The sequence below is a fragment of the Xanthomonas cucurbitae genome (assembly GCF_002939885.1).
Lineage (GTDB): Bacteria > Pseudomonadota > Gammaproteobacteria > Xanthomonadales > Xanthomonadaceae > Xanthomonas > Xanthomonas cucurbitae.
In genome coordinates this window covers 14,079-29,563 of the sequence record NZ_MDED01000039.1, presented here as the reverse complement: position 1 = coordinate 29,563, position 15,485 = coordinate 14,079, and the positions used below count along the sequence as shown (strand labels likewise).

General features: G+C 64.6%; 8 protein-coding genes and 1 tRNA gene. 5 read left to right on the top strand and 4 right to left on the bottom strand.

Features of this window, described 5'->3' with window-relative positions; genetic code table 11:
• Positions 1-17: 17 nt before the first annotated feature.
• Complete coding sequence (locus tag XcuCFBP2542_RS16105) at positions 18-8,927, top strand: non-ribosomal peptide synthetase (protein ID WP_104604876.1); 8,910 nt, start codon at positions 18-20, stop codon at positions 8,925-8,927.
• Positions 8,928-9,152: 225 nt separating this feature from the next.
• Here the strand turns inward: XcuCFBP2542_RS16105 and XcuCFBP2542_RS16100 are convergent, their stop codons facing one another.
• Both XcuCFBP2542_RS16100 and XcuCFBP2542_RS16095 read right to left on the bottom strand, forming a co-directional pair.
• Positions 9,153-9,977, bottom strand: coding sequence for a 4'-phosphopantetheinyl transferase family protein (locus tag XcuCFBP2542_RS16100; RefSeq protein WP_249027676.1), 825 nt, complete (start codon positions 9,975-9,977; stop codon positions 9,153-9,155).
• Positions 9,978-10,076: 99 nt separating this feature from the next.
• Positions 10,077-10,160: transfer RNA gene (locus tag XcuCFBP2542_RS16095), tRNA-Leu, on the bottom strand.
• Positions 10,161-10,302: 142 nt separating this feature from the next.
• Between XcuCFBP2542_RS16095 and XcuCFBP2542_RS16090 the strand changes: the two genes are divergently transcribed.
• The gene (locus XcuCFBP2542_RS16090) at positions 10,303-11,595 is read left to right on the top strand and encodes a nucleotide sugar dehydrogenase (protein WP_104604874.1); all 1,293 of its coding nucleotides are present in this window, start codon (positions 10,303-10,305) and stop codon (positions 11,593-11,595) included.
• Here XcuCFBP2542_RS16090 and XcuCFBP2542_RS16085 read toward each other — a convergent pair.
• Positions 11,552-12,841 (bottom strand): TIGR03862 family flavoprotein, encoded by a 1,290-nt coding sequence (locus XcuCFBP2542_RS16085; protein ID WP_104604872.1) that lies wholly within the window; start codon positions 12,839-12,841, stop codon positions 11,552-11,554. The two genes, XcuCFBP2542_RS16090 and XcuCFBP2542_RS16085, sit on opposite strands and share 44 nt — an antisense overlap.
• 11 nt (positions 12,842-12,852) lie before the next feature.
• Complete coding sequence (locus tag XcuCFBP2542_RS16080; RefSeq protein WP_167526907.1) at positions 12,853-13,284, bottom strand: FKBP-type peptidyl-prolyl cis-trans isomerase; 432 nt, start codon at positions 13,282-13,284, stop codon at positions 12,853-12,855.
• Positions 13,285-13,343: 59 nt separating this feature from the next.
• On the opposite strand from XcuCFBP2542_RS16080, the gene XcuCFBP2542_RS16075 reads away from it, so the two are divergent.
• The 3 genes from XcuCFBP2542_RS16075 (at position 13,344) to XcuCFBP2542_RS16065 (ending at position 15,459) form a co-directional block, all read left to right on the top strand.
• A complete protein-coding gene (locus XcuCFBP2542_RS16075) occupies positions 13,344-13,709 on the top strand; it encodes a DUF6164 family protein (RefSeq protein ID WP_104604870.1) in 366 nt (121 codons plus the stop codon).
• A 143-nt stretch (positions 13,710-13,852) separates the two neighbouring features.
• Positions 13,853-14,614, top strand: a complete 762-nt coding sequence (locus XcuCFBP2542_RS16070) for a sulfurtransferase (RefSeq protein WP_104604868.1) — start codon at positions 13,853-13,855, stop codon at positions 14,612-14,614.
• A 197-nt stretch (positions 14,615-14,811) separates the two neighbouring features.
• On the top strand, positions 14,812-15,459 hold the full coding sequence (locus tag XcuCFBP2542_RS16065) for a response regulator (RefSeq protein WP_104604866.1): 648 nt from the start codon (positions 14,812-14,814) through the stop codon (positions 15,457-15,459).
• Positions 15,460-15,485 lie beyond the last annotated feature (26 nt).

Sequence of the window (15,485 nt, the reverse complement as noted above, 5' to 3'; positions counted from 1 at the left end):
GCAACACGCAGGCGTACGTGCTGGATGCGTATCGCCGGCCGGTACCGATCGGGGCGGTGGGCGAGCTCTACATCGGCGGCGATGGTGTGGCGCTGGGGTATTTGAATCGTCCCGCGCTGACCGCCGAGCGCTTCGTACCCGATCCGTTCGGCGGCAACCGCAATGCGCGGCTGTACCGCACGGGCGACCTGGCGTGTTGGCAGGACGATGGCACGCTGGCATTCGTGGGGCGTGCCGACGAGCAGGTCAAGATCCGTGGATTTCGCGTCGAGCTGGGCGAGATCGAAGCGGCGTTGCGAACGTACCCAGGCATCGCTGCCGTGGCGGTGGTGCAGCGCGAGGATGTGCCGGGAACGCGGCAGTTGGTGGCCTATTACTGCACCGATGCAGCGGTGAGCGAGCACATCGATGCGGCGGCCGTGCGCGGACACCTACAACCGCAATTGATGGACTACATGATTCCGGCGGCCTATGTGCAGCTGGACGCGTTGCCGTTGACAGCCAACGGCAAGCTGGATCGCAAGGCCTTGCCGGTGCCCGATGCGCAGGCCCATGCGCACCAACGGTATGAAGCGCCGCAGGGAGCGGTCGAGCAAGCGATTGCCGGGATCTGGAGCGAGCTGTTGGGTCTGGAGACGATCGGCCGGCACGACAACTTCTTCGCTCTCGGCGGCCACTCGTTGTTGGCCGTTCGGGTGACCTCGCGCCTGCGCCAGGCGTTGGGAGTCGAGATCAGCGTGGCTGAGTTGTTTGCAAAGACAACGCTGCAACAACTGGCTGGCTGTGTGGCATCGGCATCTGCCGCGGCCTTGTTGCCGATCGTGCCACTGCCCCCCGATGCCCCGCGCGTGGCGTCCTATGCCCAGCAACGGCTCTGGTTCCTGTCGCAGTTTGAGGGCGTGAGCGAGGCCTATCACATCAGCGGCGGCCTGCGGTTGCATGGCAGGCTGCAGGTGGAGGCGTTGCAGCACGCCCTGGATCGCATCGTGGCCCGGCATGCGTCGCTGCGCACACACTTCGTGCAGAGCGATGGCCAGGTGCTGCAACAGATTGCCGCCGAGGACAGCGGTTTTGCGCTGGCCATGCATGATCTGCGAGAGGTCCCCCAGCGCGAGGCGCTGCTGGAACGGGTGTTGGCCGAGGTGGCGAGCGCCCCGTTCGTGCTGGACAGCGGTCCATTGATCCGTGGCGCGCTGGTACGGCTTGCCGACACCGAGTCGGTGCTGGTGGTCAGCATGCACCACATCGTCTCCGACGGCTGGTCGATGGGGATCCTGATCGAGGAACTGAGCGTGCTGTACCGGGCGTTTGCACGCGGCCAGGCCGATCCGCTGGCGCCGTTGCCGATCCAGTACACCGATTATGCGAGCTGGCAGCGGCAATGGTTGGCGGGGGAGAGGTTGCAGCAGCAGGCCAGTTATTGGCGCGAGACCTTGTCCGGTGCGCCGGTGTTGCTGGAACTGCCGACGGACCGCCCGCGTCCGGCTCAGCAGGATTATGCCGGGGCGATGCTGGAGGTACTGCTGGATCAGTCACAGGTGCAGGCACTGGAAGCATTGAGCCGGCGGCATGGGCTGACGCTGTACATGACGCTGCTGACCAGCTGGGCGATGCTGCTGTCGCGTTTGTCCGGTCAGGACGAGGTGGTGATCGGCAGCCCGGCGGCCAATCGCGGCCGCTCGGAGACCGAAGGGCTGATCGGATTGTTCGTCAACACGTTGGCGCTACGGGTGGATCTGTCCGGCTCGCCGACGCTGGCGCAGTTGCTGGCATCGGTGAAGCAGCGTGCGCTGCAGGCGCAGGCGCACCAGGACATCCCGTTCGAGCAGGTGGTGGAGCTGGTACAGCCGCCGCGTAGCCTGTCGCATACGCCGCTGTTCCAGGTGCTGTTTGCGTGGCAGAACACGCCACGGGGACTGCTGGATCTGGGTGATCTTGATGCCAGCAGAGTGGACCTTGCATCCGGGAGCGCGCAGTTCGACCTGGCATTGTCACTGGGCGAGCACGCGGGGCAGATCGTGGGCAACCTGACCTATGCCACCGCACTGTTCGAGCGTGCGACGCTGGAGCGATGGATCGGGCATTGGCGGCAGGTGTTGCAAGCGATGGTTGCAGCGGGGGCGGACGATCAGCCGGTGGAACGTCTGCCTTTGCTGGGCGAGGCCGAGCGACGGCAAGTGGTGCTGGAGTGGAATGCAACGGCAGTGGATTATCCACGCGATGCCTGTGTGCATGCATTGTTCGAGGCGCAGGCGGCGCGGACGCCGGCGGCAGTTGCGGTGGTGCACGGGGAGAGCTCGCTTACCTATGAGCAGTTGAATGCGCAGGCCAATCGCCTGGCACATTACCTGCGCGAGGTGGGTGTTGGTCCGGACGACCGGGTCGCGATCTGCGTACAGCGCGATGTGCGGATGGTGGTCGCCCTGTTGGCAGTCTTGAAATCCGGCGGTGCCTATGTGCCGCTGGATCCTGCCTATCCTGCCGACCGTCTTGCCTACATGCTGGCAGACAGTGCCCCGGTCGCCGTGCTGGCGCAGACAGCGACGGTGGGTCTGCTGCCGATGGCCTCGGTGGCGGTCATCGACATGGATATGCCGTGCTGGCAGTCCCATGACATGGCGAACCCTTCGATCGCAGCGCTGACCTCGGCGCATCTGGCCTATGTGATCTATACCTCCGGCTCGACGGGCCGGCCCAAGGGGGTGATGGTCGAACACCGCAACACGGTCAACCTGCTGATCTGGGCGCATCGCTCCTTCGCGCCGTCCGTCCTGGCCAACACGTTGTTCTCCACGTCGTTGAACTTCGACCTGTCGGTCTACGAATGCTTCGTGCCGCTGACCTGTGGCGGCGCGATCACGGTGGTCGACAACCTGTTGGCACTGCAAGCAGGGTCCGATGGCATCACCTTGATCAACACCGTGCCGTCAGCGTTGAAGGCGGTGCTGGAATCGAGCGGGCTGAGTCCGGACGTGCACACCGTCAATGTCGCCGGCGAACCACTCAAACGGCAGCTGGTGGAAGATCTTTTCGCCAGGACGCAGGTTCGACGGTTGTGCAACCTGTACGGCCCATCGGAAACCACGACCTATTCGAGTTGGGTGACGATGGAGCGCGAGGACGGGTTTGTGGCGCACATCGGCAGACCGGTGGCGAACACGCAGTTCTATCTGCTGGATGCACATCGCCAGCCTGTGCCGATCGGCGTGATCGGCGAGATCTACATCGGTGGTGCGGGCGTGGCACGGGGATATCTCAACCAACCTGCCTTGACCGACGAGCGCTTCCTGCCCGATCCATTCAGTGCCGCTGCGGGAGCGCGCATGTACCGCAGCGGCGACCGGGGGCGCTGGCGCGCGGACGGTGCGATCGAGTTCCTGGGCCGCAACGACCACCAGGTCAAGATTCGCGGGTTCCGCATCGAGCTGGGCGAGATCGAGGCGCGCTTGAGTGCGCATGCGCAGGTGCGCGAGTGCGTGATGGTGGCACTGGAGGCCAGTGGTGGCGACACGCGTCTGGTGGCGTACTGGGTGGGGATCGAGCATTTGGGTGACGGCACAAGTGCCCAGGAATTGCACGCTTGGCTGGCGGCGGTGCTCCCCAGCTACATGATCCCCTCTGCCTATGTGCAACTGGAGGCCTTGCCGCTGACACCCAACGGCAAGCTGGATCGCAAGGCCTTACCGGCACCGGATGGAGCGGCCTATGCGGCGCAGGCGTACGCAGCACCGCAAGGGGAGGTGGAGCAGACCCTGGCCGGGATCTGGCAGTCGGTGTTGGGCGTGGAGCAGGTGGGCCGGCACGACAACTTCTTCCAGCTGGGCGGCCACTCGCTGCTGGCGGTGACGGTGATCGAGCGCATGCGTCGGCAAGGGCTCAGTGCCGATGTGCGGGTGCTGTTCGGGCAACCGACGCTGGCGGCGCTGGCCGCCTCGGTGGGCGCCGACCGCGCCGTGGCGGTACCAGCCAACCTGATTGCGCCGCAGTGCCCGCGCATCACCCCGGAGCTGCTGCCCCTGGTGGCGCTGTCGCAGGAGGCGATCGACCACATCGTGGCCAGCGTGCCCGGTGGCACGGCCAACGTGCAGGACATCTATCCGCTGGCGCCGCTGCAGGAGGGGGTGCTGTATCACCACCTGGCCGCCCAGGCAGGAGACCCCTATCTGCTGCAGTCGCAGTTCGGGTTTGCCGACCGCTCCCGGCTACAGGCATTTGTCGCCGCCCTGCAGTCTGTGATCGATCGCCACGATATCTTGCGCACCGCCGTGTTCTGGGAGGGGCTCGACCAACCGGTCCAGGTCGTCGTCCGTCATGCGCAGTTGCCGGTGGAAGAGGTGGTCCTGGATCCGGCGCACGGCGACATCGCGCAACAGTTGCGCGTGCGTTTGGATGCGCGCCATTACCGCCTGGACCTGGGGCATGCGCCGTTGCTGCGGCTGGTGGTCGCCGACGATCCGGCAAGCCAGCAACTGGTAGGGACGCTGCTGTTCCATCACGCCGTGCTCGATCATATGGCGCTGGAGGTCGTCGGGCAGGAGATGCAGGCCGTGTTGGCCGGCGCTGCCCAGACGCTGCCTGCTGCCGTGCCGTACCGCAACTACGTGGCCCAGGTGTCCCTGGGGACCCCGCAGGCGGCGCACACCGCCTTCTTCACCAGGATGCTGGGCGATGTCGAGGAACCGACCTTGCCGCTCGGCGTGCAAGAGGTGCAAGGCGATGCATCCGCCATCGAGCAGGCCGTGTTGTGCCTGGATGCCGCGTTGAGCACGCGACTGCGGGCACAGGCCAGCCAGGCCGGGATCAGCGTGGCCAGCCTGCATCACCTGGCCTATGCACAGGTGCTGAGCGCGCTGTCCGGGCGCGAGGACGTCGTGTTCGGGACGGTGTTGTTGGGACGCCTGCAGGGCGGGGCGGGGGCGGACCGGGTGCTGGGCATGTTCATCAACACCTTGCCGCTGCGGGCGAATCTGCAAGGCCTGAGCGTGCGCGCGGCGGTGGCGCAGATGCATGCCAGTGTGAGCGAGCTGCTGGTACACGAGCACGCCTCGCTTGCAACGGCGCAGCGCTGCAGTCGCATCGCAGCACCGAGGCCGTTGTTCAGCGCCTTGTTGAATTACCGCCATAGTGCAGCGAGCGAGGAGCTGGCGCGCAGCGATGCATGGCAAGGCATCGTGATGCTCTCTGCCGAAGAGCGCACCAATTATCCGCTGAGCTTGAGCGTGGATGATCTTGGGCAGGGGTTCCAGCTGAAGGCGCAGGCGGTACCGACGGTGGGCGCAGAACGCCTGTGCAGCTATATGCAGGTGGCGCTGACACAGTTGGTGGAGGCGTTGGAGGCGTCAGACGAGCGTGCGCTGCAGACGCTTTGCGTGCTGCCTGAGGCCGAGCGCCAACGCGTGCTGCATGAGTTCAATGCGACAGAGCGTGCGTATCCGCAGGCGCAGACCATCCATGCACTGTTCGAGCAGCAGGTGGTGCGCGATCCTGACGCCGTTGCGGTGATCGATGGCCAGCAGCACTACAGCTACGCCACGCTCAACCGGCGCGCCAATCGCCTGGCGCACCACCTGATCGCGCTGGGGGTCGGGCCGGGCGATCATGTGGCGATCGGCCTGCCGCGTACGGTCGATCTGATCCTCGCGCAACTGGCGATCATCAAGTGCGCTGCGGCCTACCTGCCGCTGGATGTGCAGGCACCGCCAGGGCGCTTGTTGACGATGCTGCAGGACAGCGGGGCCCGCTGGGTCCTCACGCACGCCGGGCAGGCGCTGCCAGAAGGGATCGAGCGTCTGGATCTGGACACGCTGGACCTGGGCAGGATGGCCGATCACGATCCTGCGTTGCCGCAGGCCAGCGATGCAGTGGCCTGTCTGATGTATACCTCCGGCTCGACCGGAGTGCCCAAGGGCGTGCGCGTGCCGCATCGGGCGATCAGTCGATTGGTGTGCAACAACGGCTATGCCGAGTTCACTGCGTCCGACCGGGTGGCCTTCGCTGCCAACCCCGCCTTCGACGCCAGTACGCTGGAGGTGTGGGCACCGCTGCTCAACGGCGGGTGCGTCGTGGTTGTCCAACAGGACGTGCTGCTGGCACCGGAGCGTTTGCGGCAGCGCCTGCTGGAAGAGCAGGTGACGGTGCTGTGGCTGACGGCGGGGGTGTTCCATCAGTATGCAGCGAGCCTGTCGCCGGTCTTTGCGCAACTGCGTTACCTGATCGTCGGTGGCGATGTCCTGGATCCGGCGGTGGTGGGGCGGGTGCTTGAAGAGGGCGCGCCGCAGGTGTTTCTCAACGGCTATGGTCCGACCGAGACCACGACCTTCGCGACCACCCACCGGATCACCGCGGCACCGGCCTCGGGCATTGCCATCGGGCGTCCGATCGGCAACACGCAGGCGTACGTGCTGGATGCGTATCGCCGGCCGGTACCGATCGGGGCGGTGGGCGAGCTTTATATCGGCGGCGATGGTGTGGCGCTGGGGTATTTGAATCGTCCCGTGCTGACCGCCGAGTGCTTCGTACCCGATCCGTTCGGGGCCAACCGCAATGCGCGGCTGTACCGCACGGGCGACCTGGCGTGTTGGCAGGACGATGGCACGTTGGCATTCGTGGGGCGTGCCGACGAGCAGGTCAAGATCCGTGGATTTCGCGTCGAGCTGGGCGAGATCGAAGCGGCGTTGCGAACGTACCCAGGCATCGCTGCCGTGGCGGTGGTGCAGCGCGAGGATGTGCCGGGAACGCGGCAGTTGGTGGCCTATTACTGCACCGATGCAGCGGTGAGCGAGCACATCGATGCGGCGGCCGTGCGCGGACACCTACAACCGCAATTGATGGACTACATGATTCCGGCGGCCTATGTGCAGCTGGACGCGTTGCCGTTGACAGCCAACGGCAAGCTGGATCGCAAGGCCTTGCCGGTGCCCGATGCGCAGGCCCATGCGCACCAACGGTATGAAGCGCCGCAGGGAGCGGTCGAGCAAGCGATTGCCGGGATCTGGAGCGAGCTGTTGGGTCTGGAGACGATCGGCCGGCACGACGATTTCTTTGCCTTGGGTGGGCATTCGCTGTTGCTCGTTCGTCTCAGCGCTTTGTTGGAACGAACGCAGTTGACAGCACCGTTGGGTGAGTTGCGCCAGCATTCCACACTTGCCGCAATGGCGACGGCAATTCAGCGCCATCAGGGGGTTCTACACGATGCAGGGATGCCAGGGGTGATTGCTGTGCGCACCGCTGGCACACAGCCCCCACTTTTTCTGGTGCATGACTTCACCGGACTTGATCTTTACTTCTCGGTCATAGGGAACTACATCGCAGCCGATGTGCCGATCTACGGGCTGTTGGCGACGCCCTTGGGTGAGCACCAGGCATGCACCGTAGAGGAACTTGCCAGAGGCCTGATTGCAACGGTGCGTACAGTGCAGGAAAAAGGGCCGTATCGAATTGCGGGTTGGTCCTTTGGGGGCCTGGTTGCGTATGAAATGGCCATTCAACTGATTGCCTGCGATGAGCAGGTGGAATTTGTTGGCTTGATCGATACCTATCACCCCTCGCAAATTTCCATAGGGCCCGTGTTTCCGATACCAGAACACACCCAATGCCATCTGTTGCTGCAGCACTGCCTGGCCGCCGCCTCCGAGCACGACGATCCGGAGTCGTCAACGCTGTGTTTGAACGCATTGCTTGGGAAGGTGGAGCAATGGGAGGTCAAGGCGCTGCTTTCCCTGGTTCGTGTGCGTCACTGGATACCCGCAGAATGGGCCGACCATAGCGACTCCATGCTGTTGAACTATCTGGTGCGCGAGGCTGGACATCACCATGCGTACCATCACTACGTGCCGATGCAGCTCCCGACGCCCGTGCATCTGTTCACTGCCGCCGACGTGCTGCCAAGCCAGACCGCTGGCGACGCCAGGATTGGCTGGAAAAGCCTGCTACCAGCGTGGGGGCTGAAGTGCGTGGTGGTGCCTGGCAACCACATGACGCTGTTCGATCCATCGAACGGCCCGGTACTGGGGGCGGAGCTGACCAGCGCGATGCAGGCCGCCCGCCGTGCCCCTGCGCACCGCCAGCACAGGCATCATCCTTTAGTCTGCATCCATAAAGGCCTTGCCAACAGGACGCCATTGATCTGCGTGCCGGGGGCAGGCGACAACGTTGCAGGGTTTGTCGGTCTATCGTCAGCACTGGGCGCATCATGGCCGGTGTATGGAATGCAGCCACGCGGTCTTGATCGGGAGAATTTGCCCTACGGCAGTGTGGAAGTTGCGGCACAGGCGTATGTACATGCGCTGGAGGAAGCACTGCCGAGTCGTGCAGTGCACTTGCTTGGACATTCGTTCGGTGGCTGGGTGGCCTTGGAGATGGCTTGCCTACTTGGCAGGCAAGGGGTTGCCGTTGCATCGCTGACGCTGATCGACTCCGAATTGCCCGGAGGCCAGGGCATCGTCGGCAGACCCCATACGGCAACCGCTGTGCTGGAGTACTTGATTGATTTATTGCAACTCTCCAGCGGCACCGAGTTCGGTATTGCGCTGGAAGCGTTCCGAACGATGGACTACGCAGCGAAACTACACGCAATCCACGCAGGGATGGTTCGGGCAGGGCTGCTGCCACGACGCTCGACGCCCGATGCGATCAAGGGCATGGTGCAGGTGTTCGGCATGACATTGCGCACGGTATATGCCCCCGCTGCCCAATACGATGCGCCGATACGGCTGGTGCTGGCCGACGACCCAACCCAGGATGTCGAGCAGAATCGGTTGGAGCACTGCCTGAAACGCACTGGCTGGAGCGCGCTTTCCCCGCAGCTGAAGGTTTGGCACGGGCCCGGCGATCATTTCACCATCCTGCGTGCCCCGCATGTCGACCGCTTTGCAAGCTGGTGGATGCAAGCACTGGACGGAGAACTTCAGATGCTCAGCGAGGTGTAGATGCGGCTTCGATGACAATCCGACTCGGCGTGCCCGATCCAGGTACGCCGAGTCGCGGCATACGTTCCGCTTGCGACGATCGGCCGGATCCACCGTGCCAAACGCTCGCGGCGCGATCGGCTCACTGCCCCTGAATGCTTGCCAGGCTGTCAGCAGCCATCGATGGCCCGCTATTGTCGTGTTCGCCTTGGCGACAGTCTTAGGGTCAGCCAAGCGCCTGGCAACTCACCAGGCGCGATAGGTCATGATGGTTTGGGGATCGACGAATCCAAAACCAATCTCGCATTGCTGGCCCACGGGCAGCTCGGGACACAAGTGTTCGCACAACTGCAGGCGAACCCATCCGTCGCGAAGGCTCAGCGCAACCACCCGCGCACTCGAAAAATCGAAATAGCGTCCAACCTTTGCAAAGCTCGCCTTGAATAGACTTTCCTTGGCAGAAAAGACCAGCGTCAGCAAGACATCCAATGCGCAGTCGGTCGACCTGCAGATCGACTGCAAGAGCAAATGTTCGGAATGGTCGACAACGGTGTTCAGCAGTGCCTGATGGGTGCCGGCATCGACAATGTGCTCAAGATCGATCCCGATCCCACGCCACGCGTCTGCAGCCGCCACCGCGGCGGCCGCCAACCGGCTGGTGTGCGAAATGCTGCCGATCGACTGAGCAGGCCACACCGGTGCGCGCGAGCGACCGATGGCGATCTGGGGAATGCCATCGGCAGGAACCCAGGCCTGCTGGCGCAGGCTCTCGCGTGCGGCCAGTCGTCCGAAAAAGTATTCAGCCTGTCGCTTGCGGACGCTGCGGGCGATCGTATCGGGGCATGCGATATTGCACAGGTCAAACGCATCGGGCGAGAAGCGTTCGAGTTCGAAGGCGATCACCTGCACCGTCAGCATCCTGGCATCCGGGCAGGGCAGGGTGTATTGCCAGCGCGCACGGATGGAAGGCAGGGAATCAGCCAGCGGTGCGCCGGAGGGCGCCGGCCATCTGGTCAGTAGCGGACCGCAGACCTGCATGTCGGCGTCTTTATCATGTGGCGGAGCAGCCATCGTCACACGCAACCCTCCGACTACTTCCGCCAAGCCTGCGCCGTGGGCAATCGCACCCCATGCCGGGGCCGCCCCACCCACGACTGCGCGACCGAAATGTGCCCGGGGCGGGGGTCGAACCCGCATAACCTTGCGGCTGAGGGATTTTAAGTCCCTTGCGTCTACCAATTTCGCCACCCGGGCATGGCGATAGCGTGCCTGATTACGTTGCGATTGTGAATCTCCACGCACAGATTCGCGCTCATCGCCGGTCGCAATCCGCGTGCGCTATGCTGCCGCCGCATCCCTGCGTGGTCACCGACCGCGCACGCGCCCAAGGAACTGCATGTCCGGCAACGCCCTTTTCCAACCGCAGCAAGCCCAGATCGCCGTCATCGGGCTGGGGTATGTCGGCCTGCCGCTGGCTGTCGCCTTTGGCGAACAACGCAACACGCTGGGCTTTGACATCGATGTGCCGCGGGTTGCACAACTGCGCGCTGGCCACGATGCCACGCTGGAACTGGACGATACCGAGCTGGCCGCCGCAACGCACCTGCGTTACTCTGCGGCCGCCGAAGACCTGGCCGCGTGCAGCATTTTCATCGTCACCGTGCCGACCCCGATCGACAGTTTCGAGCAACCGGACCTGGAGCCGTTGCGCAGCGCGACCCAGCTGATTGCCAGCGCTCTCAAGCCCGGCGATCTGGTCATCTACGAATCCACGGTGTATCCGGGCACCACCGAAGAAGTCTGCGTGCCGCTGCTGGAGACCGCATCCGGGTTGCGCTTCAACCACGATTTCTTTTGTGCCTACAGCCCGGAGCGGGTCAACCCCGGCGACCGCCAGCGCCGCCTGCGTGACATCCGCAAGATCACCTCCGGCTCCACACCGCAGGCCGCCGATGCGGTCGATGCACTGTACGCGTCCATCATCACAGCGGGCACCTGGCGCGCGCCGTCGATACGCGTGGCCGAAGCGGCCAAGGTGGTGGAGAACATCCAGCGCGACGTGAACATCGCGCTGGTCAACGAGCTGGCGCTGATCTTCGACAAGCTGGGCATCGACACGCTCGACGTGCTGGAAGCGGCGGGCACCAAGTGGAATTTCCTGCCGTTTCGCCCGGGGTTGGTCGGCGGGCACTGCATCGGCGTGGACCCTTACTACCTGCTGCATAAATCCGAAAGCGTCGGCTACCACCCGGACCTCATCCACACCGCGCGCCAGGTCAATAATCGGGTCGGTCGGCACGTTGCCGAGCGGGTCTGCGGCATGCTCGCTATCGGCGGCGTTGTGCTCGCGCAGGCGCGGGTGCTGGTGCTGGGTGCCACCTTCAAGGAAAACTGCCCGGACCTGCGCAACAGCCGTGCACTGGAACTGGTGCAGTTGCTGCAGGCGGCCGGCCTGCAGGTGGATACCTGCGACCCATGGGCCGATCCTGGCGAGGCGCTGCAACATGCCGGTGTGCAGCTGTGCGACGGACCGGAGGAGGGAGCCTACGACGCGGTCGTGCTGGCGGTGGCGCATGCGCAGTACCGCGACTACGACGCTGCGCGCATCGCGGCGCTGGGTAAACCCGGCGCGGTGGTCTACGACGTCAAGTCGGTGTGGCCGCGCGTGGCCGTGAGTGATCGGCTGTAGCACCACCGCGTTGCTGCATCAGCCAGTCGACTGCGCCGAGTGCGGCGCGGCGTCCGCTGGCAAAACAGGCGGTCAGCAGATAGCCGCCGGTCGGGGCTTCCCAATCGAGCATTTCGCCCGCACAGAACACGCCGGGCCGTGCAAGCGCCATCAATTGCGCGTCCAGCCCTTCCAATTCCACGCCGCCAGCGGAGCTGATGGCCTCTGCAAGTGGGCGTGGCCGCAACAAACGCAATGGCAGGTGCTTGAGCGTGCGTGCGACCCGGGCTGGATCGTCACCGGCCTGCTTGCCGAGCAGCTCATAGACCAGTGCGGTCTTGACGCCCTCGATACCGACCTGGCGACGCAGGTGTTCGCTGAAGCTGCGCCCCTTGCGCGGCATGGCCAGCTCTGTGGCGATACGCTCTGGCGAGCGTCCGGGCAGCAGATCCAGCGCCAGATCGGCCATGCCGTGCGCATCGATCTGCGCGCGTAGCTCGGCCGCAATCGCATAGACCAGGCTGCCCTCGATGCCGGTCGCGGTGACCACGCACTCGCCCTGCAGTGCATGCTGCACGCCAGTGCTGTCGCGCCAATGCGCAACCACCGGTTTGAGCGGTGCGCCGGCGTGCCGTTGTGCGAAATATGCACTCCATTCGACATCGAAGCCGCAATTGGCTGGCACCAGTGGGCGGACACCGATGCCTTGCCGCTGCAATGGCACCTGCCACGCCCCATCGGAGCCAAGCTGCGGCCAACTGCCGCCACCCAGCGCCAGCACCGTTGCATCGGCCTGGCAGGCGATATCGCCGGCGGGCGTGGCAAAGCGCAGTGCGCCATCATCGCTCCATCCAAGCCAGCGATGAAGCACATGAAAGCCGACGCCCTGCTCCTTGAGTCGGCGCACCCAGCCACGCAACAGGGGCGCGGCCTTGCGATCGAGCGGGAATACCCGCCCGGAGCTGCCCACATAGGTCTCCACACCCAGCTCGCGCGCCCAGGCCCGCAGCGCATCGGCATCGAAGTCCTGCAACCACCCCGCAACGGCAGATGCGCGTTCGCGGTAGCGCTGCGCAAATTGCGGCATCGGGTCGGAGTGGGTGAGGTTCAACCCACCTTTGCCAGCGATCAGGAACTTGCGCCCCACCGAGCCTTTGGCCTCGTACAGGTCCACCGCGATCCCGGCGGCGCATGCCACTTCTGCAGCGATCAGGCCTGCCGGACCGCCGCCAATCACTGCCAGTCGCGGCGCGCTCGCATCCTTCATCGATCGGCCACTCAGCGCGGCTGCACGCCGAGCAGCTCCACGTCGAACACCAGCGATGCGCCCGGCGGTATCACGCCGCCCGCGCCGTTGTCGCCGTAACCGTACTGCGGTGGAAGCAGCAAGGTGCGCTTGCCGCCCACGCGCATGCCGGCAACCCCTTCGTCCCAGCCACGGATCACCTGGCGGCCACCCAGCACAAACTGGAATGGCTCGGCGCGATCGAGCGAGCTGTCGAACTGCTTGCCGTGCTTGTCGGCGGCTTTCTCGTCGTACAGCCAGCCGGTGTAGTGCACGGTCACCTTCGCGCCCGGCGTGGCCGGTGCGCCGGTGCCGACGGTGCGGTCGATCCGCTCGAAGCTGGCAATGGTGCCACCGGAGGGCGGTAGGGCAGGCGTACAGCTGGCAAGCAGCAGCGCGGCACACAGCGTCAGCACAAGGCGCATCGGAATATCCGTGAAGGAGAACGACCATTATCGCATCTTGCTCCCGTTATCATCTGCGCATGGCCAAGCTGCTGCTCAACCTGCGCAATGTTCCCGACGACGAAGCCGACGAGGTGCGGGTTCTGTTGCGCGAGCATCTGGTGCAGGTCTACGAGACGCGCCCCAGCCCCTGGGGAATCTCCGCAGGGGGCATCTGGCTCAGCGCCGATGCCGATTACCCACGCGCCAGGGCCGTGCGGGATGCCTACCAGGCCCAACGCGGTGCGATCGCGCGTGCGCAACGCCAGGCCGCGATTGCCGCAGGCACCGCGGAAACCTTCGGGGCCTTGCTGCGCAAGCGGCCGGTGTTCGTCATCGCCACCGTGTTGGGCATGTTGATCGTGGCATCCCTGGTGTTGCTGCCCTTCGTGCTGTTGCGCGGCTGATCGCCGACGCGAACCGCCGCTCACCGTCCTGGTGCCCGAACCGAATGGATGGATTGTGATGGCTGCTCCGCGCATCTGGCTACGCGGAGCGCGCTTGTCCGGACGTGCTCGCTACGCAAGGCGCTGCGCTTTAAAATAGCCGCATGATTACCAACACCGCCGCCTACCAGTTCGTCGCCATCGCCGACCCGCAATCGCTTGCCGACGGCGTGTTGGCGAACGCACAGCAGCAGGGCCTGAAGGGCTCGGTGCTGGTGGCCGAGGAGGGCATCAACCTGTTCCTGGCCGGCGAGGCCGACCAGGTCGGCGCGTTCTACGTGTGGTTGCAGGCCGATCCGCGCTTCGCGTCGATGCGCATCAAGTACAGCTTGAGTGCACAGCAGCCGTTCGCGCGGCTCAAGGTGAAGGTCAAGCCGGAGATCATCAGCTTCCGCCGCGAGAGTGCTTCGCCATTGCAGGGCCGCGCACCGGCAGTCACGCCGACGGTGTTGCGCGACTGGTTGCGTCGCGGGCACGACGACAACGGTCGCCGGTTGGTGCTGCTGGACACGCGCAATGCACAGGAAGTGGCCCATGGCACGTTCGAGGGTGCATTGACGTTGCCGATCGACAAATTCACCGACCTGCCGGCGGCAGTGCAGGCGTATCGCCCCGCGCTGGCCGATGCCACGGTGGTGAGCTTCTGCACCGGTGGCATTCGTTGCGAAAAAGCCGCGCTGTGGATGCAGGCCGAAGGCATGGACAACGTGTTGCAGCTGGAGGGCGGCATCCTGGGCTATTTCGAGGACGTCGGCGGCGAGGGCTACCAGGGCCGCTGCTTTGTCTTCGACGAGCGTATCGCGCTGGATGCAGACCTGCGCCCATTGCTGGACGGTGCGCCGATCGGCGAAACAGGAAAAATCTGACCAGGCACGACTGACTTGTCCGATACGCGACGTGTTACCGGCACCTGCATGATGTTGATGCGTTGCGTTGCGACGGATGGGTGACGATGACTCGCCTGCGTTGCTCTAACGTATCGGTAATACGTTGCATCAAGCTTGCCCTGAATTATTCATGGAGATAGGCTGCACCAGCCAGCCGCACTGCGAGGACAACAAGGATGACCATCAGAGTTTTTCTGATCGACGATCATGCACTCGTGCGTACCGGCATGAAGATGATCCTCTCCAAGGAAGTGGACATCGAGGTCGTTGGCGAGGCAGAGAGCGGCGAGGCCGCGCTGCCGCAGATCCGTCAGCTCAAGCCGGACATCGTGTTGTGCGATCTGCATCTGCCGGGTGTGAGCGGCCTGGAGATCACCGAACGTATCGTCAAGGGTGATTACGGCACGCGTGTCATCATCGTTTCCGTGCTGGAGGATGGTCCGCTGCCCAAGCGCCTGCTCGAAGCCGGTGCATCCGGATATGTGGGCAAGGGCGGTGACGCGCACGAGTTGCTGCGCGCGGTACGCGAAGTCGCGTTGGGGCGGCGCTACCTAGGCAATACCATCGCGCAGAATCTGGCCTTGTCCAACCTGCAAGGTGGCCGGTCGCCATTTGACACCTTGTCACCACGCGAGCTGGAGGTCGCCTTGCTGCTCACCCAGGGGCTGCGCCAGGAAGACATCGCAAAGCGCCTGAGCCTGAGTGCCAAAACCGTCAATACCCATAAGGCGCGTCTGTTCGAAAAGGTCGGCATCCAGGACAACATCGCGTTGGCGCGGTTGGCCAACCAGTATGGCCTGACCGATCCTTCCAGAGTGCTGTAAGCCGTCGGCTTGGAGTGCATTGTGCA